This window comes from Paenibacillus sophorae (genome assembly GCF_018966525.1).
Taxonomy (GTDB): domain Bacteria; phylum Bacillota; class Bacilli; order Paenibacillales; family Paenibacillaceae; genus Paenibacillus_AQ; species Paenibacillus_AQ sophorae.
In genome coordinates this window covers 2048680-2073838 of record NZ_CP076607.1, presented here as the reverse complement: position 1 = coordinate 2073838, position 25159 = coordinate 2048680, and the positions used below count along the sequence as shown (strand labels likewise).

Here is a 25159-nt window from a genome sequence, read left to right as displayed (position 1 = left end):
CCTTATTCGTTCAGCACAATTCTGGATTTCAGACTTTCCTTAAGCGGTTCAGACATCGGCTTCGCCTTGGCCAGCCGCATTAAAGTTTCCCACAGCGCTTGCGCCGCTTCCGCATTTTTCTTCCGCATTTTTAGAGCAAGCCCTGCGGTGACTTCCGCATTATAGGTCCAACCTCCGCTCTCCTCCCAGCGCATCAGATCGTTCGCAAACACCGAGCTATGGGCTTCGTCATAGAACACTTCGGATATGCGCGCCAGCCGTTTTTTTCCTTCTCCGGCGCTTTCCAGGATGAACACAAGCTCGCATGCCTTTAGCGCGGAAACAAGGTGCCCCTTCATACTTCCGCCAATGCGGGTCGAGACGGCAAAAGCACCCTGATAAGGGACATCCTCCGAATCAACGGTATGAAAGGTTCCCGTGATGCCGTCATATCCCTTTTCCCCGCTCCACAAGTAAAATTCCCATTCGTTATACCGCATTTCTGTCATATAAAGCAGGTTGGGATCATGCCGCAGCGACTCCACGCCCACTTCCATCAGCTCTTCATTAGCGGCCTGGATGGGAATAATCCGGTGCCCTTTAATTTGGTAAGGCAGCGTTGATTCCGGATGCTTCTCAATCATGACGACACCCATGCAGGAGGCGGAACCGAGCAACTGCTCGCCGACAATCGTATTGGCAAAAGTCGTTTTGCCCGAGCCGACCGCGCCGGCAATAATCGTATTGCGGAAAGTCATCGCCAGCGCGCGAATCATCGGTACGGCCTCCGCAGGAATGCACTCCGTACCCGCCTGATCGTCCAGATCGAGAAATTCAACCACCTGCCGCCGCATGGAAATCGTCGTAAAGCCCTCCCACACCCGGGGTGAAACCCAAATGGCGAGCCGGATAAATCTGCCGGGCCAGAGCGGATCATCCATTTTGAACTCGGCGGATGGATTATCCTTGTTCAGCTTCTTGTTAGGGTCACTTTTCAGCAGCGAACGCTTCAACTGCTCGACCCGGTCCAGTGACGGCATCTCATACGGATAAGGAACAAATTTGCCTTTCACATTGTAAAAAATTTGCCGCCCGATGATCTGCAGACCCGTCGATTCGCTGTACGCCCGATCCGTGAACCAGCGGTAGGCAGGGCCAAAGCCTTTCCATTCATGAAACAGCGCTTCGGCCGCCGTGTCGTATGCTTCGGGAACGCTGCCGGTAAAAGGCGTTTTACGCAGGTACTTTTCAATCTCATTCATGAAAAAACTGACCGCCTGCGGATCGCCCGTCAGCGCCTTGGCATTAAGCTCGAAATACGCTTCGTCCTCCCGCTCCAGACCCGCATTCATCTCTCTTTTCATTTTTTGCAGGAAAGAAGGGAAGTCTTCCTTTCCCGGTCTGCTGCCGCGAAGCACACTCTGTTTAAGCGAAAATGGAGTCTCTGCCCCTGCTTGCGGAAAGACAGTGTCAGCTCGTCTTGGAGCCTCCAGCCTGCTCATAGGAACATCCCTTTCTTCTTGATCTCGGGCTCAAAGCCGAAAGCAGCCAGCAGAGCGCGGACTTTTTCATCCGCCTGCGCAAGCTCTTTCTTGCCGAGCGGCAGCTTGCCTGAGACCTGCGGATAGTAAGGAATATCCAGAAAGACTTCGGTGCCGAATCGGAGCGCCATACTCTTGGGAGAGACGGTCTCTTCCAGGCCGCCGCGGTTCAGAATGAGCTTGAAATCCTGCGGATGGAGATCCATATGTCCCGCCAAATCCATGAGCGACTCCAGCCTGTACTCATGCTTTGGTTGAGTAACAAGCAGTCGCAGCGCGGACTTTCTCATTCCGGTGTACCACGCCGCACTCTCCGGTACGGAACCGAGATCGGCAATTACGATGTCGGCGTTGTCAGAAGCGCGGTCAAGCAAATATTCCATCTCGTTCTCCTGAAAATCCTGGGCGCTCAAGTAATCGCAGTTGCCCGGCAGATAGCGGTAACCATCCTGCACAATCAGTTGGTCAAAATCCTCATCGTACAGCCTGTTTCCTGTGAGCTTCGGGCGGAGCCGGTCCAGACTGATCGCGGTTTTACGGTCATAACCCGGATCATATACATTCATCCCCAGCAGAATAACCCGGCGGCCCGCCGCCGCAATTCTTGCTGCCAACAGCCCGGCCACGCTCGTGCAGCCGATTCCCGGCCCGGAACCAAGCACCCCCACCATATTGCCGCGTTCATCTCCATCTTCCTTCAGGATCAGCCTGATTTTTTCGATAATCGCCGAAGAAGTTGAGCGCGGTGGTAAAAAATGCATACCCAGTTCCTCACAGGTAAGATGGATGCCGTGATACCCGCGCACTCCGCGCTCCATATAAAAGTAAAGGATGGTCGTATCCGGATATTTTTCGCGCAGCCCCCGCAGTTCGGTAACTCCGGCCTGTCCGCTTGCCGCTATCAGCATGTGGCCAGCCGTCTGCTGTGGATCGGGAAGCGCGGTTTGCATTACAACGGTGTAGCCTGCCTGACGGATATCGTTAATCGTCAGTTGGTCCAAGCCAAGACTGAATATTTTCATAAAGCTGTATTCCTCCTATTCCACCCGGACGATCCAAAGCTTGCAGCCGCGCTCCAGGTACTGCTTCAGCAGTTCGCCGTCACTCTTTTTCAGCTTCAGCTCCGGAACGGCAACCTTACCGGTCGAAGTGACCCGGTTATTGTCATTGCCAAGCTCTGTGTCGCGAACGTCATTGTTATCTTCCGTGCGGACATAATTAACAGTCACTCCGGTTAAAAAAGCCTTCTCTGGCATACTCGCCTGCCCGCCGCCAGGGCTTCCCTCTACAGAGCCTGCCGCAATATTAGAGCCGCCTCCAGCTTTCGTTTCCTCCTGCACGAGATAAATGTCCACTTTGTCCCTGCTGCGGAGAGAACCGTTGATCGCGTAGACGGCTTCCTTCGGCACCGGAAAAATCCCCTCGTCCGTCCTGGGCTCCACGTCGTTCAAATCAACAAGCCCTTCCGTCAAAATGCTGCCGTCCGTCAGGCTGACGTTAGTGATTTTGCGCTCTGCCAGATTAATCTCCGTAACAGCACCGGCGGGAACATCCTTTGTCTGTACGGAATCGAGATAAAGCTCACCCGCCTGAAGTTCGTGATTCTTAGGGAGCACACCGCCCCCATCCACCTTAACTTTCACCACGGTCTGGGACAGCACGTAGGGCTTAAAGTAAAGATCATATCCCAATAGACCGCCGAAACCGACAAGCAAAATCAGAACAGCAAAAATATAATTGCGCTTCAATAAATGACCGCGCTGCGCCGACAAGTAGATTTCCCCCTTACAAGATTGATTTTTGCGCATAAAAAACACACTTTGGCATAGAGCGCCAAAGTGTGGGTAAAATGCTTTTTTACCTAAAAAAGTAAGCTGCTATTCGATTAGTTGAAAACGACCGTCTTGTTCTGATGAACAAGGATACGGTCCTCGATATGCCATTTGACCGCCCTGGCAAGAACGACGCGCTCGATTGTGCGACCGATCCGTTTCAGCTCGCCAACGTCATCCCCATGGCTGACCCGCTGCACATCCTGCTCGATGATCGGACCGCCGTCAAGCTCCTCGGTTACATAGTGGGCGGTAGCGCCGATAATCTTCACCCCGCGCCGGTAGGCTTGCGCATAAGGATTGCCGCCGATAAAGGCCGGAAGAAACGAATGATGAATATTGATAACCCGGTTCTTGTAGTGCTCAATAAACGACGGAGAGATAATCTGCATATACCGCGCCAATATAATGACGTCGATATCCTCACCGACCGCCTCCAGTTGGCGCCGCTCCGCCTCCGCCTTCGTATCCGCCGTTACAGGAATGTGATGATACGGTATGCCGAACGACTCAACGTATTCCTTCATATCGGCATGATTGCTCACAACCAGCGCAATGTCGGCATCCAAATCGCCTGCCTGCCACTGCCAGAGCAGCTCGACGAGGCAATGATCCTCCTTGGATACGAAGATCGCGAGCCTCTTTTTATGGCTGACATTGAATATTTGCCAGTTCATTTGAAACTGTCCGGCGATTGAGCCGAACTCCGCCTGAAGCTGCTCCATGCGCCGCTCCAGCTCTGGAAGATCGAACTCGATTCTCATAAAGAACATTCCGCCCGACGGGTCCATTGTATACTGATCCGATTGCACGATATTGGCTCCGTGGTCGAACAGGAAACGGGATACCGCGGCGACTATTCCAGGGCCGTCCGGACAGGAGATGAGCATTCGCGCCCGGTTCGGGTGCTGCTCGTCCGAAGTAGAATGTTCTCTTTTTACATGCAGTTCCATTGAATTCTTTCCATCCTCTCGTCATGTACGCATCTCTTGAAGTTAAGCGTTAACCAGCACCTGCTTGCCCGCCAGCCAAGCGATCAGCCGATGATTTACCGCCTCTTCGCTTAAGTTCGGGAACAATCCTGCGGCGATTACCTGATCGTATAAGCGCTCCAACGGCTCGCGCGGATCGGCCTTTTTGGCTTTCGCATCGGACTTGAGCAAATTCCAAATATCCAATACATACTGCTTAGGGTCCAACTCCTGCTTGGCAAAGAAAGCATGCAATTCCTCGACCTGGGCCAAAAACTCTCCGCCAAAACGCTCCTGAACATTGCCGCGCAGCAGCGCGATTTCCGCTTCATACATCGGCCGCTGGGTCTTGGCGTCTTTGCCGATCCACGGCGTTTCAAGAATGAACGGGCGCCCGGCAAGCAGCTCATGATGAACCACCCGGTTGATCGTATCGAATCCGATCCAGCCCGAACCGATTGGCGTATGGCGGTCTTTGCGCGAACCGATCGGATTTTTGCTGTCATTGATATGCACTACGCCGATTCGTTCCAAGCCGATTGTCTTGTCGAATTGTTCAAGAACGCCGCCCAGATCGCCTACGATATCGTAACCGGCGTCATGGATATGGCAGGTATCGAGACAAATCGACAGCCGTTCGTTATGGACGACCTTGTCGATCATCGACGCGATTTCCTCGAAGCTCCGCCCGAGTTCCGTGCCTTTGCCGGCCATTGTCTCAAGGGCAATATGAACCTCTGTCTCATGCGTGCCGCCCAGCACCTCGTTCAGACCGTCGGCGATTCGCTGGATGCCGTATTCCGGGTCCATGTCGGTATAAGCGCCCGGATGGAGCACGATATGCTTGACGCCCAGCGCATGGGTGCGGTGGATCTCCTGCTGGAGAAAATCGACGGCAAGCTCATAGGTGTGATTTTTGTAAGATCCCAGGTTAATGATGTAAGGAGCGTGAACGACAATCTCTTCCACGCCGTTGTCCCTCATCGCCGCTTTGCCTTCTTCGGGATACATGTCTTCGATCGGTTTGCGGCGGGTATTTTGCGGTGCGCCTGTATATATCATAAAAGAGCTTGAACCGTATTCATTCGCTTCATTTGCCGCGCTGAGCAGTCCTTTGTCCGCGCACGACACATGGGAACCAATTTTTAGCATGCCTTTTTTCCCTCTTTCTTTCACGAATTATGACTTATTTTATCGTGATTGGGACAATAAATCTAGGCATTGCCGATATCTGGCTTGCGCCTTCGCAAAACGCCGGTTATACGCTATAATTTAAGTTGGAAAGAAGTCTGTGATCATAATCATTGATGAGGTGATATCATTATGTTTATCAGATCAGGGCTTGGCTGGTTATCCGCGGCACCGAGCAGTTGGTTTATGAACACGATCGCTTTCTGGACTTTTATGCTGCTGGGCTGCATGTGCGTCGGCGGCTATTTCATGTTCCGCAAATTTCTCAAGGTGCTGCCCAAGGCGGACGGCAAATCCAAGCTGGACTGGCAGAACTATTGGGTGGAACGCAGCCGTCCACTGTGGAGCGACGAATCCAAAGCCTTTCTCGACCAGCTTGTGCAGCCCGTCCCCGGACCGTTCCGCGATATCGCCAAGCATTCCATCGCCGCCGAAATCGGCAGGATCGCCGTCGAAAGCCATGCAAGCGAGGTCACGCGCGATCACTGCATCAAAGGCTACATCTCCGCCACTCCAAGGCGCGACAGCCGGTTCCTGATTCAATTTTTGGAAAAGAACCACATCGACTACTCCCCTTACCGCCATTTAATGAAGTAAATTTCAATAAGCGCTGCGGCAGCTCAGAACATGAGCCCGATCAAAAAGCGTTAACGCTGATGAAAGGTATAGTTCCCTTTTACAATAGTGAAGTCGTCTCCGTTATCCAAGGGATATTCCTTGTACGGAATCATTGCCTCTCCCTTAAACCGGGTGCCGTTGCGCGAATCGAGATCTTTCAGCACATAGCCACCGCCGCTTCGGAATACCTCGACATGCACTCTGGAGGCTCCTTCCGACGATTCCACATACTGCGCCACCTCAGGTGAGCGGCCGATAATAAAGCTTGTCCGGTTCAGTTCGATTTTTTCCCGCCGATCGCTTCCTTCCTCCGTTCGTTCAAGATAGGGAAGCCCTCCCTCGTGCAGCTTCGCTTCTACGGAAGCCGGGACTTTCTCTCTGGACAGCAGCACGGTAGCCGAGCCGGAGTCCGAGGTCTTCGGGTACTCCTCCGCCCATTTGCTCTCTTTTTCTCCGGGTCCAAATTCAAGAATTCCGGCGGACACCCGCTTACTCCGTTCAACAGGCGGGGGTTGGAACTTATGAGATTCGTCAAACTTGTTCTGTCTTTCAAACAGCGGTGCCGATCCGAATCCAACGGGCAATCTAAATTCCGGATCGTCAGCGTCTTCTTCCAAGAACTCCTCCTCTTCCGACTCACCCCACCCGATTTTCCCCATCCATGCAAGGCCGCTTATTGCTGCTAGCACAACCGTGGCGAATCCGCAGAGCATCAGCAGCAGACTTCCGGGATGGTCAAGATATACATATTTCCACAGCAGAGCGTCCAGCAGAATGCATCCGAGCAAAATATACGTTTTCTTGGAGGAGTTTCGGCCGTTAGATGGGCGGTCTGTATCAAGGGCTAAATCAGGCTCAGCATCGTCCTCGTCCTTCCATCGTCTCTTCTTTTCTCCGCCAAGCTTTATGTTATCCTGTTTGTCCTGAAAAAAAGAACTGCCGCCCCTCCATTCGGCAACCGGCAATTTGACAGCTTCCGTCGAAGATGAAGCCGCTGCCGCAGTCTCCGCATCCACTATAGAATGCCGCTCCCCGTCATCCTCCGTCAGCAGCTCCGAGAGAAGCTCCTTCCATCCCGAGGCGGTACATTCCTCCTCCCCGCAGTAGTGCAGCAGCCGCTGGACGCCATCACCATTCAGCTCCGTCACGCTTGGCATCAACGCCATTATTAGTCCCTTAAGACTCTCTCCCAACGACTGCGCCGGTTCGATCATCTGCAGAGGGACATACGCTAGATACACCTTCCCTGTTTGCAGCGGACCTTCGATAAAAATGTAATCCTCATGCAAAGCGTACTGCTCGGGACGCAGCATATGCAGTCTGCCGTCCTCCATACCTTGAGCGATCTGCAGCAGCAGCCCGTAGAGTTCGGCGAGGCTCAGTCTTGCTCTTTTGAGAAGATGCGAGAGCAGTTTTTTGCCGGATACCGAATATTCCAGTGTTACACTCAGGTCCACCTCTTTGAGAAACAAGCGCAGATGATGCGGAATGCTTAAGGAGGACAGCATGCGGCTCTGGACCGTATTCAGCCTCGATATCGGCATTCCCTCCCGTCCTCCCAGCACCATCCGGATGCCGTCCTGCTGCACAAAATCCCGGGTTAATCCAAACAACGGCGCTCACCCCCAATTCCAAATAAACAGATACTAATTATGTCCAGCCTCCCAGAAAAGCCGCTACCGCTCCGGGAAACACCGCCAGCATGAAGGGAAACCGCAGCGTTTCTCTGTCACGGCCTTTAAACAAAGTCCATCTTGGTAAATAAAAGATTCCCATAAGCAGTCTTGCGACACTCTGCAGCCTCCGGAAAGTTTCCCGTCTCTTAAGCATAATTATCCAGCCTATCACCGCCGCGAACAGCAGCGAGTAAATGATTACCTGAGCGGTAAACGAAAACCCGGTCCAAGCGCCGATTCCGGCAAAAAGCTTAACATCGCCCGCCCCGACAGCCCCGATAATATGCATCAGTAAAAGGAGCATAAATCCTGCGGCCGCTCCGGCACCCGCGAACAGCAAACCTTTCCAGCCTCCGGCCAGCCCTTGAGTCAGAAGGCCCGCAAGCACGGCCGGCGCTGTAATCCAGTTCGGTATTTTCATCGTCAGCGTATCCGTCAGGAACGCCGCTGCCAAAAAGGGCAGACAACCCCAAAATGCCCATTCATCCATTTCCCAAGCTCCTCTTTTTGTAAATCAGTCCGGCTTATCCGCTACGAAAAATTGGCCTTCCGCCGATTGGCCATCCTCTGTCTCAATGACGAATGTTGGCCAGGAACCCGGCGTCGTTTTGCCGCCGATCCTCCATTCCCACTCGATGAAGCCGTTCTCGTCCGCTTTCTTCCACCCCAAATATTTGGCGGTACTTTTCCCGCTTTTATAGAAGACCGTAAGATTTGCCGAAGCATTCGGCGCTATTTTAATCCGGATGACTCCTTGTTTGTTCGGCCTTGCAGGATTCGGCTTCTCCAGAATGGCAATGGAGCTGGTATCTTCCTCTCCGCCTTCTTGATCGCCGCTCCCGCTTTCGCCCGTATCCCCTATCCACAACCGCTCGACGGAAGAGGCTTCAAGCACAATGCTCCAGTTCAGGAACGGCACCTTCATCGGCAGCTCGTAGCTGACCTGAAGGCCGAAGTAAGGCTTCTCGCCGTCTTTTAGCTTCGGAACAATTACATTCGAGACATGAATTCGCCTGTAATCCAGCATATCTGAAGCGATGTATGGCTTGAGCAGCGGCTTGACGGCTGCGTCCAAAACGGCCTCCGAGCCCTCGGCCTGAAGCTCCTGGAGAGGTCCTTCTCCTTTTTTTGCAGCGCTTCTGATCCACTCATCAAGCGGCGGAGGCAGCTCGGCGGCGTATTGTTCGGCCCAATCGGCAACCGACAACCGCGGGATGGTCCACACCGACGTCTTGCCTGAGCCAGTGGCTTCACTGCCTACGTTGTCTGAGGCTGACTGGTCATCGGTCCCGTTCTCGGCTTCTCCAGAGGTTGTTCTGGCCTGTTCCGCCTTTTCCGCCGTCAAAGCGACAGGGTACATATGAGTGGCCACCTCTTTGACGGTGTCGGATACTGTACTTTGAAGGGCGGTCGAATACAGCGTCATTTGCACGATAAAGATCAGGAACAGCACGAACAGCAAAAATACGGGCAGCACCATTGCCGCTTCCACGACCATGCTGCCTTCGTTTTTAGACATCCATCCCCTCTTGCGCCGATCCTCCATCTCCTTCGTATTCCTCCCGTTAGTACGCAAAGTCTGCCTTAACCGCGCTGAAATAAGTTTGGCCGTCAATTTCCCCCGGAACCGCGCCGGTGTGTTGAAGCAGCTTCATTATGCCAGGCAGGAACCAGAGCCGCATTCCTAACCTTATCTCTGCGGAGGCATAGGTGCTCCTGTCATCCGGATTAATGCCCGTATTCAGCCGGATCAGGGCCAGCATCCGTGAGAGCTCGGCTTCTCCCGAGCCATGCAGCACCATGAACAGACGTAGATAATCACGGTAGGTCAGCTTGGCAGGCACATATTCGGACAAAGGAACAGCTCCCTCCCGGCAGAGCATAATCATGTCTTTTACCGCTTCCGTCACCCCGTACAGTATTGCGGCAGCCACGACGAGCAGCGGATTGCCCAGCCCCGCTTTCTTCACAAATCCTTCCATTGTGCGAATAGCCAGCCGCACCGCGAAGATCTCACTGTATGCTGCCCCTACATTCAGTCCCGGCTGATCGAAGCCGTACAGAATGTACTCCAGTTCCTGGCTGTGCGGATCGAGTTGCTCCTTAAGTTTCTCCCCGATCTCTTCAGTGGAGCCTTCGGCAATGCCCGTAAGCTGAGTAATATCAAAATGCGGAAAATACTGAGCCGCATATTCGCTTTGGAACAGTCTGTCCCTCGAGGCAAGCATAACGCCGCTCAACGCTTCATAAAGATTGTCCATTTGATCCATTGCGGCGTTTTCGGCGGCGTATGGGTCGTTCTCTGCAGGATTATCCGGCGAATGTTCACGTAAGCCTCGGTTATAATCGAGATTTTCTTCGTAATATTGATTCAACATTTCGTAACGCTCCAGCGCTTCTTCAGCACCGCCACTCAAATTGCGAAGAGTGTCGGCAACTTTAAGCGCCTCCCCAAGTTTAGTCTTCGCTTCTCTTTCCAGCTCTTTACGCTGGTTGTCCGAGCCTCTGTGCTCCTCGATTCCAGACGCTTCCTGGCCGATAACGGCCCCTCCGTTTCCGTAATCATGCAAATAGGCATCTACGGCCTCCGCCGCGCCGGTCACCGCTGCTTTCATTGCGCCACTGTTGCCGTTAAGCCCCACCGATAAAGGGTTAATTCCCCCAGAAAGAGAGGAAGCTCTAGATTCCGCATTCCGATAAGCCGCTTCCTGCATCGCCAGATTATTCTCCATGCCTCGGAAGTCTGCGGAATCCAGCAGCAGCTGTTCCGCTTGCTCCAACAGGTTAGGACGGGCTGTAACATTCGCCTCTGAGTTAGGGATATCCCAGGAGACAGAAGAGTCATAACCGCTTCCTGCACTCGCGCTTCTAGCCTGTCGTATGGCTTCTCTCATTTCTTGGTTGACCGCCTCGGCTTCCTTAAGGGCATCGCCTGCCTTACGCATTAATGGGGCATGGTCATTCTGCCAATCAGCAAGCAGACTGCCCAGTTTGGAAATAGCCGCCGCGGATTGCGCTAGATAAGAATTAATAGCCCAGGTATATTTCGGCGATTCTTTCGGGTCCCTGTATAAATCCGCATAGTACTTGTTCACATAATCGTTATATTGGGCAGCGATATCCGCAGCGCTGGATATAGTTCCTATAGAACTGTCGGCAATGCCTCCGGCTGCCGGATTCTTAATAAGCGTGAGCGGCGTCCGCGCATTTTCCGCAGCTTGCCGCCTATGTTCCAGCATCCGGTCGAGAGCCGCCTCCCGCTTGTCATAAAGCGGCTGCAATTTAGCGAACAGGTCTGTCGTACGCGAAGCCTCCTCCATGGCTCCGGACAGCGGCTTGAACTTTCCCGCGATTTCGAGAGCGAAATCAACCGGCGCTTTGTATTTCATTTCCTCGTTGATCTGACGGCGGAATACATCATAGCTGCCCAGCGAACGGCTCCATTCCAGCGTAGAGGTGTCAAGACCGAGGTTCACCAGATTGAAGCCGTCCCCTCGTCCGCTTTTACGAAGAGAATCATCGAGAACCCGGGCCATCAACTCGTCTCCATCGCTCCCGCCGAAGGCAAACAGCCCGTATTGTTCCCGCAGTTCCACATCGTACGCGGACATCACCGACCGAACAGCTGCACGCGCCAGACGTTCACCCTGCACATTAGCGGCGGCCATTCTCGCATAATCAATGAGTACTGCGGAGAAAAGAAACACAAAGGCCAGCACCATGATCAGAAACACCGATACCGATCCTTCTGTTTGCCTTCTCCAGCGTTTAAACCGCATGGCGCAGCGGCTTAGGACCGTAATTCGTCTTTTCATCCTTTTTTCCTCTCATTTATACATGTGCAGTGATTGCGTTGGCCGCAAACCTTTAAGTACTATTACATCGGATGGTCTGCTGGCCCTTAGCGGTTCCCAAGTTTGGACATCATGGCGGAAGCATCCTGCTGCTTCATGGTCTGCTTCGGTTCATTATTCGCAGACTTCCCCCGGAATTTGGCTCCATAGTAGCGCATCAAATCCACGGTGCGGATAAACTCCACCGGCTCGGCTACAAGAGACTGGGCGGTAACCTCGGGCTGCGCTCCGTCCGAAAGAATATCGTCCAGAACGGGCAAATGCAGCATCCTACGAAGTCTGGCATTTACTTCTCTCCCCGTGAGCTTGTAGTTGTAGCTCATTTCTCCCAGCATATTGTCCGGAACCCGAACAGCGGACTTCCCTAGTTTGGCGAAAGGCAGATTGTCTTCTTCCACGCTGCCGCTTGGAAGCTGTATCACAGCGGCCCCGCCGTTCTCTCCAATCCCAAACAAGCTGCCCAGCAGGTGATCGTCCCCGATTCGCCAGTAGAGGGAATCATATTCCCCTTGCGGGAACGATCCGTCCCTGGCTTTATGGCTGTTGTCCCAGTTGTACGCTGCCCGCTCGGTCGCGGAAGACGCAACCTGAAGCAGCATTGATTTCTGGTAGCTGTACAAGCAGAAGAACAGCAGCAGCATTGTAATGCACATGATAATCGGCAGCACCATCGCCGCCTCCACGGTGAAGCTTCCTTCGTCGCTGCGCAGTTTTGTTCTCATCCAATACTCACTTATCTTCAAATACTTCCTGGCTCTTTTCACCCGCGGTATCAATCAGATTCGAAATTACCTCTCTGATCTTTTGGCGGAACAATACAACCACAGCGACCAGTACGGCAATAATCAGAATCATTTCGAGCGTGCCCAAGCCTTCCTCATCCAGCCAAAAGTTTTTGCTCTTCTCCACAATCGTTAACATGTTTCTCATCCTCCTACATATTCATCATCATAAAAGCCGGAGTGCCCACCAATACAATTACAATTACAAAAATAACGACCATCGGGAAAACCAGCTTCGAGGATGCCTGCTCCCCCCGCGTCCGGCTGACCGCCTTGCGCTTCTCCCACAGCTGCCGGGATAAATCCCGAAGCGCGAGCGCAAAATCCCCTCCTCCTCTGCGTACATTCAGCAGCACCGTCGTCGTGAAGAGCGAGACCTCCTGCACGGCGCAGCGCTTGCTGAAATTCTCGAATGCCTGCTGAAGCGAATAGCCGCTCTCCCACTCGCCGGTCATTGTTAGCAATTCCCGGTAGAGCGGATGGCTGTCATTCTTTCTGCTTTCCAGGCAGCGAGTAATCGCCCGCTGCACCGTCTCACCCGCACTGACCAGCAGTACAATCCCGCTCAGCAGATCAGGCAGTTCCATCATGATGAGCTGTTCGCGCACCTTGACCTTTTTGTGCAGATCGGCCGCAAGTGCGGCGGGAAGCAGTATAGCCAGCAAAATTCCCAGAACGAGCGCAGACGACTCTCCGCCGAGCGCTGCCAAGCCGCAGCCTCCTAAGACGAGCAGCCAGCTGTAGGCCAGCATCTCTCCCATAAACAGCAGCGTTATTTCCGCACTGTGGCGCTGCCCGTATATTCGCTGCACCGACCGCTGCAGCCGGAATGCGAATACCGGAAACTTCCGTGTAGCTCCACCCTTCTCCAGAAGCATTAGCAGCGGTTCCGAAAGACTGCGCAGCCGCAAGCCGTCCACAGGTATGCTCCGCAGGGCAACGTATCGCTTCCCGCTTCTGGCGCGCAGCGCTATCCAACCCACGATCAGCGCAAGGGCCGCCAATCCGCAAATCCATCTCAGATTCCCCACTCTCCTTACAGTGGAATGTCCATAATTTTGCTGATCCAGAAATAACACAGAACCAGCCCAGCCAGCGCAAACGTCGAGATAAGCATGCCGAACCCGGTGTACATAGGCTGCATATAGTCCCCGGCGCTAAAGCTCATAAATAACAGCATAATGAGCGGGGAAACAAGCAGGGCTTTGGACTCGAACCGTTTCTGGGAAATGCTGACCGCGATCTCCTGTTGGACATCCAGCTTCTCGCCGATGATGCTTGAGGTGCAGCGGACCACCTCCACCAGATCGCCACCCGTTCGTTTGCACACGGAGAAGACATCGGCGAACCGCCGGATATCCTCCATATCCGCCCTCCTGCTGAAATCATGCAGAGCTTCTTCAATGGGCTGTCCATATTCAAGCCGCGTGCAGATAATGTTCAGCTCGGCAATCATATCGCTGCCGCCCTCCGGATCAAGCATTTTCAAATCCTGCACCGCTTCACGAAACGCATTTTCCACCGACCTGCCCGCGGACAGCGAGGAGGAGAGCGAGAACAGCATTTGCTTGAACTGAAGGTTAAGCATAGCGCGGCGGCGCTTCTTCAGATAATCCCTCCACATACGCGGGGTGAAGTATCCTCCTGCCGACAATAACAAGGCAATAACCGGGTTGTGATAGAACAGATAGCCAACCCCAAACAAAATGAGGCCGCCTGCCGCCGCCGAAATGATTCTCTGCCGCGAATTCAGCGTGTATACGGTGTAATCCGGCAAGCGCGGCGCAGCGACATGCCCGCTCCCCGCCTGCTCTCCGCTGGCATGACTCCGTTTAACCGTCTTGGACCGGGATGGTCCCCGGATAGCCGGTTCACGGATGACCGGGTTATGATCGGATGCTGCACGATCAGCCGGACCCCGATTCTTTCTCAATATTTCGGGCAATAGTCCCGCCTCCCTTCCTTATTTAAACTTCTCCCTTAGAAAGCCTCAGCGAAGTAACGGTCATTCCCGCCATGGTTAGCTTCTCCGTATCCCGTAAAGGATTGCCGCTTGCTTCCAGCGCGCCCCGCAGGCGTCCTCCGCTCTCGCCGGTTTCCCGGAATTCGTACAGCGAATTCAGCCGCACTTCTCCGTCATCCAGCCCGACTACCTCGCTGATCTCTGTGACCCGCCTCGAGCGGTCGCGCAGCCTCGCCAGATGGACAAAAATGTCGATGGCCGAGCTGATCTGCTGCCTGACGACGGCAACCGGAAGATCGGCGCCGCTCAGCACCATTGTTTCCAGACGGCTGACCATATCGCGCGCGCTGTTGGCATGGCCGGTGGATAACGACCTATATAATAGAATGTGGTACGGACACATTTTGCTTATGAATTGCACAATCTACTCAATGGACTCCTATCTATAGCTTTGTGGTAACGATAAAGGCCCTCCCGGTTTGGGAAGGCCTTTATCGTTCTTATGTAGTTGCCAACAGGATCTCATCCATCTCAATCCAGTCCCAATCATCATCCGACCACCGTAACTTAATACGCTTCAGTTGCGGATCTACTGCCAGTACAATTCCCTTGGCCTCACGGTCGAGGAATGGGTCCCAAAGCTTGAGTGTAACCGGAGCGCCGTCGCGCTTAGAGTAATACAGCGCTTTGTCGATCTCCTCCAGTTGCTGCTCATCCAGGATGGGCTTCTCCCGACACTGGCTCTCCCGCAGATCCCGCTCCATCCGAGCGCGATGTTCAGGTAGAATGAACTTGCTCTCCCATAATCCGCCTTCGAGTTTCTTCATAGACAGTCTCTCCTATCTTCTCCGCCGCCGCCGGCTCGGTCCGGTTTCCTCCCGCTCCCACGCCTCCAGGATGACCACTGTCTCCGGCAGCGCGCCTGGCTGCCACTTGATGTAACGCTCGTCAACCAGCTCCTGCAGCGCGGCCCGGATCTGCTCTGGCCGACGACTCGACCTGCGCTGCAGCTGCCACATCGGCGGCATGTATCCAAAATGATGGCGGTAGGCAACCATGATCCGCAGCAGCTTCCGCGCATTATCAGACAGCATGCCGCGTACCCGCTGGCTGCCAGGCCAGGATGTTCGCGGTCAGAAAGACGCGCGGCGCGCCAGTGGTAAGGCATGTCGCCCGAATACGGCCGTCCTTCATGCCCTTGACTTCAATCCGATGCTGCGTGATCTTTCCGGATTTATCTTGATATACGATTTCGACGATTTGACCAACGCTCATCTTCACATTGTCCGCCTCCAAAATAGGAACATTTGTTTGTATTATATTCGAACATTCGTTCTTTATGCAATGGTAAAAAGAGCCGTTAAGGTCTAATCCTGTAACGACTCTACGTTTTGACATTATGGGGAATGATTTATTTATGCTGGTATATCTTTAGCATCAGGTATCTTACCAATTTGCTTATAATTTGGGTTATTCTCTATATCATTTATTAAAAGCTCAACCTTAGCAAGACGATTTTCTATTTCAACATCCAATTCCTTTTTACTAGAAGCACCTTCTACATTAATGACTTTCTTAGCAATCTCCACTATTTTATTCAGAAAAGAAAGTATAAATTCCGAGCTAAATCCACATGTAAACATAATGATGTTAACGGCAAGTATACCAACTATTTGATTCCCGTTTATTTTGAAAAGATTCATAAAAACGACAGGAAATAATATTGTTATTAACATTCTAAAACTAAAATCCCTTTCTCCTCCAATTCCTTTAGTAAAGAGATTCAGAAGAGCACCTGCAACCCCCACCATTGTGAAGCATAAAAAACTGAAAAAATCATTGGTTAAGGGATCTTTTGAGTACAAGGCTATGTATCGAAATACAATCAATCCTAATCCGTAAATCATAAAAATATAAGTTGAACCAACGACCAAATTTGTGAACTCAGTGTCTGAGTAATTTTTATGTCTTATTCTAAGTTTAATGAGTCTATAATTAAGTTTGATAAGACCCTTCTGATTCAGTTTATCTTTGTTTAGCTTTATTTCTATTTTCTCGCACTCTCTTAAAAGCTTTCTATATGAACTATCGCCATCCTGAATTTCATTACGCAACCTTGTGATTTGTTCTAATAATCCCATTTGAGATAATTTCTCCAAAATTAGTATTCCCCCTAGTTTTTTCCTTTCTATAAATTTATCGGACATTCATCCGACATAGTTAATAAGAATCAAGTTTTACAATCATTTTCAAATATCAATATGATTAAAGAAATTCTCTTGTGACAAAAGAACTAAAAAATTGCAATTGAAAGGGGCTAAATATAAGTATAACGTAACGATTTAGATAAGAAGGCTATTTTTGCGAGGAAGCAAAGATCCCAAACCAACAAGATATTACATACATAATCTTTTGTATTTATAATCAATATATAATAAAGGAGATTTAAGTGCGTGAAGTATAAAAAGAAGTTAAATTATCTTTATAGAGTTTGGATGCACAAATATTTAATATGGACAAAAAATAACGTTAAATTAGCTTATCTCTTACTCCTGTTTTCAATTCTCTTTATTTTTCAGATTTCGGACATTATTGGCCCTGAAAATACAATAACTTTGATGAAACCAGTATGGATCATTACATTATTCGTAATAGGTGTTGATGCAGCATTCTCATTTTTATTTTCAAATGTAAATGAATACCTAGCCGTCAATAGGTTTACAGGAACCTTAAGCATGAGATCGGATATTAATATAAACTTTATACAGCTTACACATAGATCAACTGGTGTAGGGAGAGATGTTTTAATCTCTTTGGCTTTTGAAGATGGGATAGAAGAGATTAAAAGAATTCACACAAAAACAAAAATTCGTAAATTGTTGCTACCTTTCCTTTTCTACAAGAAAAATTTATTTACGAAGACAAATGATGCGATCTATAGTGTATTCGCAAAGAAATATAAATTTAATTATAAGGAGATTGAATCTAAAGCAATCGGCGAGAAGTTATTATTTATGACAGATATTCAAATTAAAGTAGCCTTAACAGAACCCAAAAAGAAAAATAAATCTGAAAAACAATATCAGAAAGAAAAAAGAAACCATGAAAGATGGAAAGCCCATCTGTTAAAAGAAGTGAAATGTTACAGGATAAACATTCCTATTAAAGAAATCGAAATTAACGAGAACTAAATATGACAAATAACCCACGAGACTCTTTGCTTGTCGGGTTATTTTATGTATGCCCTAAATTCGAACCGTTCCCGGAAAAACCGACTCCCGGCGATCTTAATTGTCTCTGGGGTGTATCCCTCTACTATCCCGCCGTAATCCATCAGGTGGCCGATTGGATCGGGGTCAAGCCGGAATCAGACAGACACTTTGGACTGCGTCAGGGCGGTCGTAATGCACTTGGTGTAGGTTGCAGAAATATTAACAACCACAATTTTATGACGCCTTGGTTAGTGTGGATGATTTTGTAAATATACTACCACATAGACATAAAACTATTTTATTCCTAAAATACAAATATTAAAATATGCTCTCAGGAGGTAATTATGGCAGGGAAAATCAAACTAATCCCGAATGCAAATTTGGATCATATTATCCCATCTGACTCACTTCTTACTACAACCGATTACTTATCTGATAAAGTATCTGATGAGGTTCAATATCATAAGAAAGAGTACTTAGATTTCAAGGACTTTCAGCCCGACTTTTCTGGTTTCTCAATATGGGACAGATTCAGAAAACCTGAATTTCAAAGACAAACAAATAGTTGGACTGACGAGAAATACATAAACTTATTAAAGACTCTTAAAAATAATCAAGTTATTCCAGGCGTCATTTTTTGGCTCAATCCAGAAACAGGTCATATTTTTGTTCTAGATGGCGCGCATCGATTATCTGCTATAAGAGGATGGATCACGAACGATTGGGGAGATTCAGACGAGGCCAAAGAATATGGATATTTAGAAGAAGATGAAATACGTGCTTCAGCAAGGCTTAGACAATCTGTAAAAGATTCAATAGGAGATTTTGAAGAATGTCGCAAAGCGATAAGTAAATTCAAAAAAATAGTCGATCAAAAAAAGAATCCCAAAGAAGAACTCGACCCAAAAATTGAAGAGATGGGCAGATTTATGTACCATTTAAATACATCATTAAAAGTTCCAATTCAATGGGTCACGGGTGGATATCAGGATGCTGAACAGTCTTTTGTAAATATTAATACTGGGGGGACTCCCTTATCAACCGAAGAAGCGCTATTTATTGAAAATAGGAGATCTCCAGTTGCAAGGGCTATGGCCGGGATTATAAGTAATGGTTCTAAACCCTCTCTTTGGATCGATCACGGTGAAAAATGTACAAAACTCAGCCAAACCCTTTACAAGTTACTACTTGCTCCCTCGGATAACATTCCATCAAAAATTAAAGTTTCTGATTATCCATTAATATTGTTGAAGAAACAAAACAGCTATGATAGATATCAGTTCTTGCAGTATCTCTTTTGTATAATTAAGCACGGTCAAACAGGTGACAATAATATCACTGAGACTTTAAAACATCTAGCTAATGAAAGTAATGACGAAGTTGTTGCAGATGCAACTTTAGATGAACTTGAACGGACACTATATCACATAACTAGCTTAATCGGTAATTCCCCTCAAAGTTTAGGTGTATTACCTGTCTTTTATTTCTATTCATCAAAAGGGCAATATAGTAATTTGTTATTCTTCTCTTTTTTGATGTGGCTATTTAAAGGTACCGAAAAAGAAATATTAAATAGAAAGCTAGAGTTCACACTCCATCGTAGTTATTTTGAAGAAATGTGGATATTAATAAAGGACCATGTAATTAAACATCTTGGACGAAAAGGAGGACCTAGTAGGCTATCTAAAAACCAGGCTGAATTATTCAACTCACTTATTGAGTGTATAAAAAAATGCAAAGTTTCTAATACGTCGCCCGATGAAGCTGTAGAAATATTCCTTAAAGATTTAGATTCAAAAGCCTATTCAGAGTACTTAAAAAAGAAAAATGAGAGCGGCAAACCATTCTCTCAATTTTCCTCTAACACAAAAATCCAACAAGAAGTAGCTGCATACTTTGAAGGATCATATAAATGTGAGCTTTGTAAGGGTGCGATAGACTTAGGTGTATCACAACAGTTTGATCACATTGAATTAAGGAGCTTAGGTGGCACCAATTCGATTAATAATGGTAGGGTTGTGCATCCATGGTGTAATAATCATCGTGATAAGTTGCCCAAACCTAGATACACAACCTCTAATCCCATTGATCCACCACAGATTGAACCAAAACCGGATTTAGTATACAACCAAGTTGAATTCAATTTCTAAATTTTATCCCGCCATTAAATAAAATGGCGGGATTGAGTTGTTTAATCTATTCTTTCGTTGTTCCCGTCCGATTATTAAACACCAGTTCAAACAGCCCTGTCGCTGATAACCCGGCCAATCCCCCGGACCACAACCGCAGCACCAACTCCAGCTCGGTAAACGGCGCAGCTGCCCAACCGATCACTAGGCCGATCCCAACGCCGATCAGCGGGATGATGTTCTTGGGCAGTGTGATTGTCCTCTTAACGAACTGCACTCCAGCCAGTACAAATACAGCCAAGACGCTGGCGAAGGCCAGAACGTCAGTGAGATTTTGATTATTCATGTGATTTATTCCCCTTTCTCAATTTGGGTCAGGCGCCGTTTCAGGGCCTCGATATCCGACACATTCCCGGCGATTAATTTGAGGAAGTTGCCCCGCAATTTATTAAGCACGACAGACGTCTCTTCCCTCGTGATCGGCGCGCCGGGCCGTATGCCATCGAAATAACCGTTCTCCTGCATTTCTTCCCAAGCATCTTTCGCCCAGCCACTTACTTTGTCGATATCCCGCTCTGCTTTTCCTTCTGCCACCTTAACCTCAGCCCCCTTGGTTTTTGTGAATCTCGCTTTCAGCTCCGCTACCGTACCGGCATACTCGTTCAGATCAACATACCCGCTAACGCCGGCTACCTTGCGCCCGCCTCCGCTCCGCTCTCCCCCGTTCTGCCCGTCGCTGTACTGCCAGAAATCCCAACGGGGCCAGGCAGTGACCTCAGTCGGCGCCTCCTTGCTGTACCGGGCAACCCAAAGCGGATACTTCCCGATGGCCGCGGCGAAATTGGCGGCAAAGGAATTGCCGGTGTAGACGATGGGGCGGACACCTGTCTTTTGCTCGATCTCAAGTAGAAATGCCGCGGCGATGGCATTGATCCTTGCTTTGCTGATGCCGCCTGGGTTGTTCTCGTAGTCCATGACTGGCGGCAGGTCAAGCACATCCATGCCTCCGGCAGCCTCGATTGCCGCGAAAAAGTTTGCCGCCTCCGCCTTGGCATCCGCCTCATTCACCGCTCTGACGAAGTGGTAAGCACCGACCAGAACGCCGACAGCGCGGGCGGCTTTGACGTGGACAGCAAACGTGTCGTCCCTGTAAGTCTGTCCCTCACTCGCCTTGAGAAAGGCGAACGAGATACCGTCCGCTTTGACCTTGGCCCAATCTACAGGACCGTTGTGGTGAGAAATGTCGATGCCCTGCGCGTTTTTGCTGTTACGTGCTTGCATTGTCGTAGTCCTCCTCGATCTTTTTATCCATTCGACGCAGCACCATGAACTGATCGTATTTTCCGGTAAACGTCAGCCAGGCCAGCGCGATCAGACCGGCAGTCGTACCCATCTGTGCCAGCGTCCAGCCGTAAAGCAGCCACTCCGCCAGCCGGGGCGATCCGAACCCAAAAACAGCGGCTGCCCTGAACAGCAAAACGATAACCATTTTGAACGTGTACGCAGCCAGGAAGAACAGCATTGCCAGCATAAAAATGCTGATGGTACCCTTCCGGAATCGTTCGTGGAAATATGCTTTATGGCGGTGAATAATGTACAGCGAGCAGCCGATGGCCACGATGTAAAGGACGATAAGCAAGTAATTAATGAGCATGATGATCCCCCTTGTCATAAACAAGAAACCGAGCAAACTTATTTCTTTCAATCTCGGCTTGTATCTCCTGAGACATATTTTTGTACCGGGCGATAGTTATCGTCACCCGGCCGGATGCTTGCACCAGCTCCTTTTCTCTCTTGCGGTGCTGGGGCGATAGGCGATTGATCCATTTCATCATCACGTTATCCTCCCCTGTCCTCGTCATTTCCGTTGCTGGCCGCGATATGGTCGATTTTAAGGCGCTGGAGGACTTCCAGCGTCGGGGCCATAAAGTCGGCCCGCTCTTTATCAAGGATGGCCTGTAGCCGGTCTCGGTCCTCCTCCGCTCGGTCCAGCAGCTCGCGCGGTACTAAGTCACCCCTGACGATCGCACGTAGCAGGAAAATCAATATAATGAGCAAAATGAGTGCGACCACATAGGCTAGGCCGTACTTGTCTGCCAGCGGCAGCAGTTTCTCCAGATTGGTTACGTCGTTGCTATCCATTCCCCCGCTCCCTTCTCTCTCTGATATTAAGGCAAAGCAAAAGCACGCCCTATGCCGAGCGTGCCGGTCCTTCCTGCGATTCTTCAGTTGCAGCCTTTCCCTCTTTCGCCTTTGCCTTCGCTCGCTGGATTTCCGCCATCGCCTCGCCGATCTTCAGGTCGAGCTGCTCCAGTATCTCTTCTTGCCGGCCGGGCAATGAGTTGGTGACGATTGATATCACATCTACGAGCTCGTTGACTGGATTGGCAAGGTCGATGCTAACGTTTATCCCTGATACCTTTGCCAGAGGGACCACCTCCTTTCCTCAAAAAGAAAAGAGCCCTCCGAAGAGGACTCACTTTGAACTTTAATCGTCTACCCATCCTGTCTCTTGAACATACCGCTGCGTATGTCCAGTGAAATTGTTCACCTTTATCTGAGTGAACGAACCACCATTCATATATTGCAAGTACCTATATGGGGTAGGGTAGATCAGCAGGCTGAACGCGACCATGAGCAGCAGAATGCCGATGAAATAGAGAATGGGCTTCTTCATTATTTTTGAAGGTCTGCAAGTTGCTTCTGCAATTCTGTGATCTGCTTTTGTAAATCGTTCAATTCAGCCTGTAGTGATTTGTTACCATTAGATACACTGGACCAGTTCGGGACAATAACTTTTCCCTGCTCGGTTGGGGCCAACTTAATTGTATCCCCGGACAGTGTAAGTTTATCGTGTCCTGCTACGACAAGGCCGGATTTCGGTGAATTAAAAATCACCGACTCTTTGCCATTGTCTTTTAGTATAATTTTGCTGAGGTCCGCATCGTAAGTCGGAATGAACAATCCACTATCTTTGCCGGAGTATACGGCTAATGCCACGCCAGGCTTACTATACTCGACTTGCGGATATTTTGTTGAATCCAGTGGAACGACTGTTCCAGGAACCGTGCTTCCCGAATTCTCACCGAAAACAGAAGCCGCTGACATCAGCAGCAACCCTGATATAAGTCCAGCAATAAATTTTTTCAAAATTCCTCTACCTCCCTATATGTTACCTTATCTTACCATTAATACGGAAAGGCGTAAATGAAGATTCATATTACTGAGAACCGGACGTTTGGAATGTCCCGCCCCAGTTTTGATTAGCAACATTACCATGGTTATGGGTTGGCAAAGTGACGGAATGTGTATGATTAGCTGAGGCTTTACCGGCAATAGCTGCCCATATTGCATTTAATTCCTCTTGAAGTGACGAGTAGCTACCTTCAGAATAAAGGCTGGACCATGAAGGAATGTGCACCTGTTGGGATGATGATAAATATATATGTGCACCTACAATGCGAGCATCGGCATAAGCGACAAAGTTAAATCCGGCAGTGGGGGAATTGTAGATTGCTGACTCGTTTCCGTTTGCAAGAAATTTGATTCTGCTCATGCCACCATCATAGGCCGGAATCAGGATTCCGTTGTTTTCGTCTGAGTAAACGCCGAACGCAATGCTTGACGGGTCGATTTCAACGCGCGGATAAACACCGGGGTCTGCCGTCCGAATGATGGCTCCGGTAACTGTACCTCCGGTATAAAAGCCCCCATCCGCATAGACGTATCCGGCGGAGCTGACCGTAAACCTTCCGCTACCGATATTGATCGAGGATCCTACAATATCCCCGTCTTGAAAATGGGAACTGAGAATATTTGCGTAATTTGCCGTGAGGCTATTCGCGAGCAGGTTCCCCGCCATGTCCAGCCTAAAAGGAGCGCTGTTGAAGTCGGCATGCCCGGCAGAAATCCCGTTTGTGTTGATCTTCGTTACGTTGTTTCCCTCGCCGATCTCCATGCTGACGAAGCTGCCGAGTACGCCAGCGATGACTTCCGCCGCAATCCCCCGGCCCGTGATGGCTGTCCTCGCCGTAGCCCCACCGTCCTCCGTGATGATGATCCCCCGGGAAGTCTGGATCACCTGAATATTGTGGTCGTCTACATCCTGCAGAACGATACCGCGGCTGTCATAAATGATCTCGCTCTTGCTGTTGTTGATGTCAATGACCGCCTGCTTCGCAAACTCCTCAAACGCCGACGCCCGCACCCTCCCGCCGGACAGAAGATCATTCAGAACCTGCTTGCTCCGCTCCAGGTCCGCCAGCACCTGCGTGTCATCCCGCAGCATGTAGTTGGCCAGCGTCGCCTGTGAATGCTTGTCCCGGGCGAAAGGATATTCAGTCAACTCCATGACACGGCAGCTAATGTTGGTCATCTCCATGTCTGGATCGTAGGCGTAGACGGTGTCGCCCAGGCCCGCCGGCTCCTCTTCGTTGTCGATCTTATGGATGTCGGCGGCGCTGACGCCGATCTCGAATTCCGGCATTTCCTTCTTCCGGAGCGCCTCGCGGGTTGCCTTCAGTAACTCGACTGGATCTTCGATATTCTGATCGATCAGCTCGCCGTCGTAAAAGGCGTTGACGTCATTGGTCCAATACTGCGCATAGGGCGAAATCAGATAATTGACCATGATTTTGCCGTCTTGGATGGAGCCGGGCACCGACTGCAGCAGGCTGAGCTCCTCCACTGTCAGGTTGTCGGTCGAAAGACCAATGAAGGTCCGACCGTCCTTCATCTGTGAATACATCCGGGTGACAAGAGAGTTGGAGTCGTCTTTGAAGGTGTCACTAATGATGTTTTTCCCCAACCGGTACTGGAAACCCTTGTCCGAGCCGATCTTCTTGTACAGGTGAATGACGAAGTTATCCGGCTCAATCTCGCAGCCGTACAGGTTAACAGTATCCTGCAGGGCGGCCAGCGCTGTCGTTCGGCCCCAATCCTTAACGTCCCGAAGGTCGAAGGTATCATGGGTGACAAAAGTGTAAACGCCGCCCGTAGCCGCGCTTATCTTGTCCAGCAGCGTGCTGATGTGAATACCGTACGCCTCGTCAATATACTGGTCGTACGGTATCTTGAAGTCAATCATCTTGAACATGATGTGTGTGCAGACGATTTGGGCTGTTAGCGCCTTGTTGCTCCGATCACGCGCCCGGCTCTGGACGACATAAAATTGGCCACGCTCGTCTTGAACGTGGCCTTTAGGGATGATCTTCTCTTTGTAGTCGTCGCTGGTCATCGGGACCATGAAGGAAAGCTCGTAGTCGCTGTTGATCCGGCGGCGGCGCTGGACTTCGGTTACGGAAACCAGCAGTCCGGTCGGGGAGCGGTTTCGGTCGAAGGATTTGAGGTACTGCATAGCAGTTCCCCCTTTCTAGGACATGAAAAAACCACACCCGGGATGAGTGTGGTTT

At 50.2% G+C, this 25159-nt stretch carries 29 protein-coding genes and 1 pseudogene; 3 read left to right on the top strand and 27 right to left on the bottom strand.

The features are described from left to right. Positions 1–2: 2 nt before the first annotated feature. From KP014_RS09885 to KP014_RS09865, 5 genes are all read right to left on the bottom strand, one after another. Complete coding sequence (locus tag KP014_RS09885) at positions 3–1481, bottom strand: P-loop NTPase family protein (protein WP_036593129.1); 1479 nt, start codon at positions 1479–1481, stop codon at positions 3–5. Continuing rightward, on the bottom strand, positions 1478–2542 hold the full coding sequence (locus tag KP014_RS09880; protein ID WP_036593130.1) for a CpaE/TadZ family protein: 1065 nt from the start codon (positions 2540–2542) through the stop codon (positions 1478–1480). The genes KP014_RS09885 and KP014_RS09880 overlap by 4 nt, the downstream gene beginning before the upstream one ends. Before the next feature lie 15 nt (positions 2543–2557). After that, positions 2558–3292: a hypothetical protein gene (locus KP014_RS09875; RefSeq protein ID WP_036593131.1), complete on the bottom strand. Its 735-nt coding sequence runs from the start codon at positions 3290–3292 to the stop codon at positions 2558–2560. A 113-nt stretch (positions 3293–3405) separates the two neighbouring features. After that, a complete protein-coding gene (purU, locus tag KP014_RS09870) occupies positions 3406–4305 on the bottom strand; it encodes a formyltetrahydrofolate deformylase (protein WP_090834016.1) in 900 nt (299 codons plus the stop codon). 42 nt (positions 4306–4347) lie between these two features. After that, complete coding sequence (locus tag KP014_RS09865) at positions 4348–5475, bottom strand: deoxyribonuclease IV (RefSeq protein ID WP_036604845.1); 1128 nt, start codon at positions 5473–5475, stop codon at positions 4348–4350. Between the two features lie 171 nt (positions 5476–5646). Between KP014_RS09865 and KP014_RS09860 the strand changes: the two genes are divergently transcribed. Beyond that, complete coding sequence (locus tag KP014_RS09860; protein WP_036604846.1) at positions 5647–6111, top strand: DUF2621 family protein; 465 nt, start codon at positions 5647–5649, stop codon at positions 6109–6111. Between the two features lie 50 nt (positions 6112–6161). Here KP014_RS09860 and KP014_RS09855 read toward each other — a convergent pair whose 3' ends face one another. From KP014_RS09855 to KP014_RS09795, 13 genes and pseudogenes are all read right to left on the bottom strand, one after another. Next, positions 6162–7745 carry a DUF6382 domain-containing protein gene (locus KP014_RS09855; protein ID WP_036604847.1) on the bottom strand — a complete coding sequence of 528 codons (1584 nt, stop codon included), beginning with the start codon at positions 7743–7745 and terminating at the stop codon, positions 6162–6164. Between the two features lie 37 nt (positions 7746–7782). Continuing rightward, complete coding sequence (locus KP014_RS09850) at positions 7783–8298, bottom strand: A24 family peptidase (RefSeq protein WP_036604850.1); 516 nt, start codon at positions 8296–8298, stop codon at positions 7783–7785. Positions 8299–8322: 24 nt separating this feature from the next. Then, entirely contained in the window at positions 8323–9327 is a 1005-nt protein-coding gene (locus KP014_RS09845) for a TadE/TadG family type IV pilus assembly protein (RefSeq protein WP_246590689.1), read from the bottom strand. A 46-nt stretch (positions 9328–9373) separates the two neighbouring features. Continuing rightward, positions 9374–11623: a hypothetical protein gene (locus KP014_RS09840; RefSeq protein WP_051500687.1), complete on the bottom strand. Its 2250-nt coding sequence runs from the start codon at positions 11621–11623 to the stop codon at positions 9374–9376. Positions 11624–11709: 86 nt separating this feature from the next. Continuing rightward, on the bottom strand, positions 11710–12384 hold the full coding sequence (locus KP014_RS09835) for a TadE family protein (protein WP_036604852.1): 675 nt from the start codon (positions 12382–12384) through the stop codon (positions 11710–11712). Positions 12385–12391: 7 nt separating this feature from the next. Then, positions 12392–12583, bottom strand: a complete 192-nt coding sequence (locus KP014_RS09830) for a Flp1 family type IVb pilin (protein WP_036604854.1) — start codon at positions 12581–12583, stop codon at positions 12392–12394. Positions 12584–12596: 13 nt separating this feature from the next. Continuing rightward, the gene (locus tag KP014_RS09825; RefSeq protein ID WP_036604855.1) at positions 12597–13475 is read right to left on the bottom strand and encodes a type II secretion system F family protein; all 879 of its coding nucleotides are present in this window, start codon (positions 13473–13475) and stop codon (positions 12597–12599) included. A gap of 5 nt (positions 13476–13480) precedes the next feature. Further along, positions 13481–14308: a type II secretion system F family protein gene (locus KP014_RS09820; RefSeq protein WP_036604867.1), complete on the bottom strand. Its 828-nt coding sequence runs from the start codon at positions 14306–14308 to the stop codon at positions 13481–13483. 103 nt (positions 14309–14411) lie between these two features. Beyond that, positions 14412–14780 (bottom strand): annotated as a pseudogene (locus tag KP014_RS09815) (CpaF family protein); the annotation flags it as partial. A gap of 127 nt (positions 14781–14907) precedes the next feature. Continuing rightward, positions 14908–15234 carry a YolD-like family protein gene (locus KP014_RS09810; RefSeq protein WP_036604858.1) on the bottom strand — a complete coding sequence of 109 codons (327 nt, stop codon included), beginning with the start codon at positions 15232–15234 and terminating at the stop codon, positions 14908–14910. Between the two features lie 12 nt (positions 15235–15246). Further along, on the bottom strand, positions 15247–15501 hold the full coding sequence (locus KP014_RS09805; protein ID WP_051500689.1) for a hypothetical protein: 255 nt from the start codon (positions 15499–15501) through the stop codon (positions 15247–15249). Then, entirely contained in the window at positions 15491–15682 is a 192-nt protein-coding gene (locus KP014_RS09800; protein ID WP_036604871.1) for a hypothetical protein, read from the bottom strand. The genes KP014_RS09805 and KP014_RS09800 overlap by 11 nt, the downstream gene beginning before the upstream one ends. 140 nt (positions 15683–15822) lie before the next feature. Next, positions 15823–16566 (bottom strand): hypothetical protein, encoded by a 744-nt coding sequence (locus tag KP014_RS09795; RefSeq protein WP_090834017.1) that lies wholly within the window; start codon positions 16564–16566, stop codon positions 15823–15825. 294 nt (positions 16567–16860) lie between these two features. Here KP014_RS09795 and KP014_RS09790 point away from each other — a divergent pair, with 294 nt between their 5' ends. After that, positions 16861–17598, top strand: coding sequence for a hypothetical protein (locus KP014_RS09790; RefSeq protein ID WP_036604861.1), 738 nt, complete (start codon positions 16861–16863; stop codon positions 17596–17598). Between the two features lie 365 nt (positions 17599–17963). Beyond that, the gene (locus KP014_RS09785) at positions 17964–19769 is read left to right on the top strand and encodes an HNH endonuclease family protein (RefSeq protein ID WP_036604863.1); all 1806 of its coding nucleotides are present in this window, start codon (positions 17964–17966) and stop codon (positions 19767–19769) included. Positions 19770–19815: 46 nt separating this feature from the next. On the opposite strand, the gene KP014_RS09780 is transcribed toward KP014_RS09785, so the two are convergent. The 9 genes from KP014_RS09780 to KP014_RS09740 all read right to left on the bottom strand — a co-directional run bounded on the left by KP014_RS09780 (position 19816) and on the right by KP014_RS09740 (position 25104). Beyond that, the gene (locus tag KP014_RS09780) at positions 19816–20094 is read right to left on the bottom strand and encodes a holin (protein WP_036588995.1); all 279 of its coding nucleotides are present in this window, start codon (positions 20092–20094) and stop codon (positions 19816–19818) included. A 5-nt stretch (positions 20095–20099) separates the two neighbouring features. After that, entirely contained in the window at positions 20100–21029 is a 930-nt protein-coding gene (locus KP014_RS09775; protein ID WP_051499380.1) for a glycoside hydrolase family 25 protein, read from the bottom strand. Then, the gene (locus KP014_RS09770) at positions 21016–21402 is read right to left on the bottom strand and encodes a hypothetical protein (protein WP_036588993.1); all 387 of its coding nucleotides are present in this window, start codon (positions 21400–21402) and stop codon (positions 21016–21018) included. Before KP014_RS09770 ends, KP014_RS09775 begins: the two co-directional genes overlap by 14 nt. Beyond that, positions 21392–21583 (bottom strand): hypothetical protein, encoded by a 192-nt coding sequence (locus tag KP014_RS09765; protein ID WP_246590688.1) that lies wholly within the window; start codon positions 21581–21583, stop codon positions 21392–21394. Before KP014_RS09765 ends, KP014_RS09770 begins: the two co-directional genes overlap by 11 nt. A 4-nt stretch (positions 21584–21587) precedes the next feature. Continuing rightward, complete coding sequence (locus KP014_RS09760) at positions 21588–21890, bottom strand: hypothetical protein (RefSeq protein ID WP_036588991.1); 303 nt, start codon at positions 21888–21890, stop codon at positions 21588–21590. A 49-nt stretch (positions 21891–21939) separates the two neighbouring features. After that, positions 21940–22110: a hypothetical protein gene (locus KP014_RS09755; RefSeq protein WP_175491824.1), complete on the bottom strand. Its 171-nt coding sequence runs from the start codon at positions 22108–22110 to the stop codon at positions 21940–21942. Positions 22111–22236: 126 nt separating this feature from the next. Continuing rightward, entirely contained in the window at positions 22237–22425 is a 189-nt protein-coding gene (locus tag KP014_RS09750) for a hypothetical protein (RefSeq protein WP_036588988.1), read from the bottom strand. Next, positions 22425–22898 carry a hypothetical protein gene (locus tag KP014_RS09745; protein WP_036588985.1) on the bottom strand — a complete coding sequence of 158 codons (474 nt, stop codon included), beginning with the start codon at positions 22896–22898 and terminating at the stop codon, positions 22425–22427. The genes KP014_RS09750 and KP014_RS09745 overlap by 1 nt, the downstream gene beginning before the upstream one ends. A gap of 70 nt (positions 22899–22968) precedes the next feature. Then, complete coding sequence (locus KP014_RS09740) at positions 22969–25104, bottom strand: phage tail protein (protein WP_036588982.1); 2136 nt, start codon at positions 25102–25104, stop codon at positions 22969–22971. Between the last annotated feature and the right edge of the window lie 55 nt (positions 25105–25159).

Excerpts from the sequence above, each read along its gene's own strand:
- KP014_RS09885 (WP_036593129.1), bottom strand. The coding sequence starts at position 1,481 with ATGAGCAGGCTGGAGGCTCCAAGACGAGCTGACACTGTCTTTCCGCAA.
- KP014_RS09880 (WP_036593130.1), bottom strand. The coding sequence starts at position 2,542 with ATGAAAATATTCAGTCTTGGCTTGGACCAACTGACGATTAACGATATC.
- purU (WP_090834016.1), bottom strand. The coding sequence starts at position 4,305 with ATGGAACTGCATGTAAAAAGAGAACATTCTACTTCGGACGAGCAGCAC.
- KP014_RS09865 (WP_036604845.1), bottom strand. The coding sequence starts at position 5,475 with ATGCTAAAAATTGGTTCCCATGTGTCGTGCGCGGACAAAGGACTGCTC.
- KP014_RS09860 (WP_036604846.1), top strand. The coding sequence starts at position 5,647 with ATGTTTATCAGATCAGGGCTTGGCTGGTTATCCGCGGCACCGAGCAGT.
- KP014_RS09850 (WP_036604850.1), bottom strand. The coding sequence starts at position 8,298 with ATGGATGAATGGGCATTTTGGGGTTGTCTGCCCTTTTTGGCAGCGGCG.
- KP014_RS09845 (WP_246590689.1), bottom strand. The coding sequence starts at position 9,327 with ATGTCTAAAAACGAAGGCAGCATGGTCGTGGAAGCGGCAATGGTGCTG.
- KP014_RS09840 (WP_051500687.1), bottom strand. The coding sequence starts at position 11,623 with ATGAAAAGACGAATTACGGTCCTAAGCCGCTGCGCCATGCGGTTTAAA.
- KP014_RS09835 (WP_036604852.1), bottom strand. The coding sequence starts at position 12,384 with ATGAGAACAAAACTGCGCAGCGACGAAGGAAGCTTCACCGTGGAGGCG.
- KP014_RS09830 (WP_036604854.1), bottom strand. The coding sequence starts at position 12,583 with ATGTTAACGATTGTGGAGAAGAGCAAAAACTTTTGGCTGGATGAGGAA.
- KP014_RS09810 (WP_036604858.1), bottom strand. The coding sequence starts at position 15,234 with ATGAAGAAACTCGAAGGCGGATTATGGGAGAGCAAGTTCATTCTACCT.
- KP014_RS09805 (WP_051500689.1), bottom strand. The coding sequence starts at position 15,501 with ATGCTGTCTGATAATGCGCGGAAGCTGCTGCGGATCATGGTTGCCTAC.
- KP014_RS09800 (WP_036604871.1), bottom strand. The coding sequence starts at position 15,682 with ATGAGCGTTGGTCAAATCGTCGAAATCGTATATCAAGATAAATCCGGA.
- KP014_RS09785 (WP_036604863.1), top strand. The coding sequence starts at position 17,964 with ATGGCAGGGAAAATCAAACTAATCCCGAATGCAAATTTGGATCATATT.
- KP014_RS09780 (WP_036588995.1), bottom strand. The coding sequence starts at position 20,094 with ATGAATAATCAAAATCTCACTGACGTTCTGGCCTTCGCCAGCGTCTTG.
- KP014_RS09775 (WP_051499380.1), bottom strand. The coding sequence starts at position 21,029 with ATGCAAGCACGTAACAGCAAAAACGCGCAGGGCATCGACATTTCTCAC.
- KP014_RS09770 (WP_036588993.1), bottom strand. The coding sequence starts at position 21,402 with ATGCTCATTAATTACTTGCTTATCGTCCTTTACATCGTGGCCATCGGC.
- KP014_RS09765 (WP_246590688.1), bottom strand. The coding sequence starts at position 21,583 with ATGATGAAATGGATCAATCGCCTATCGCCCCAGCACCGCAAGAGAGAA.
- KP014_RS09760 (WP_036588991.1), bottom strand. The coding sequence starts at position 21,890 with ATGGATAGCAACGACGTAACCAATCTGGAGAAACTGCTGCCGCTGGCA.
- KP014_RS09750 (WP_036588988.1), bottom strand. The coding sequence starts at position 22,425 with ATGAAGAAGCCCATTCTCTATTTCATCGGCATTCTGCTGCTCATGGTC.
- KP014_RS09740 (WP_036588982.1), bottom strand. The coding sequence starts at position 25,104 with ATGCAGTACCTCAAATCCTTCGACCGAAACCGCTCCCCGACCGGACTG.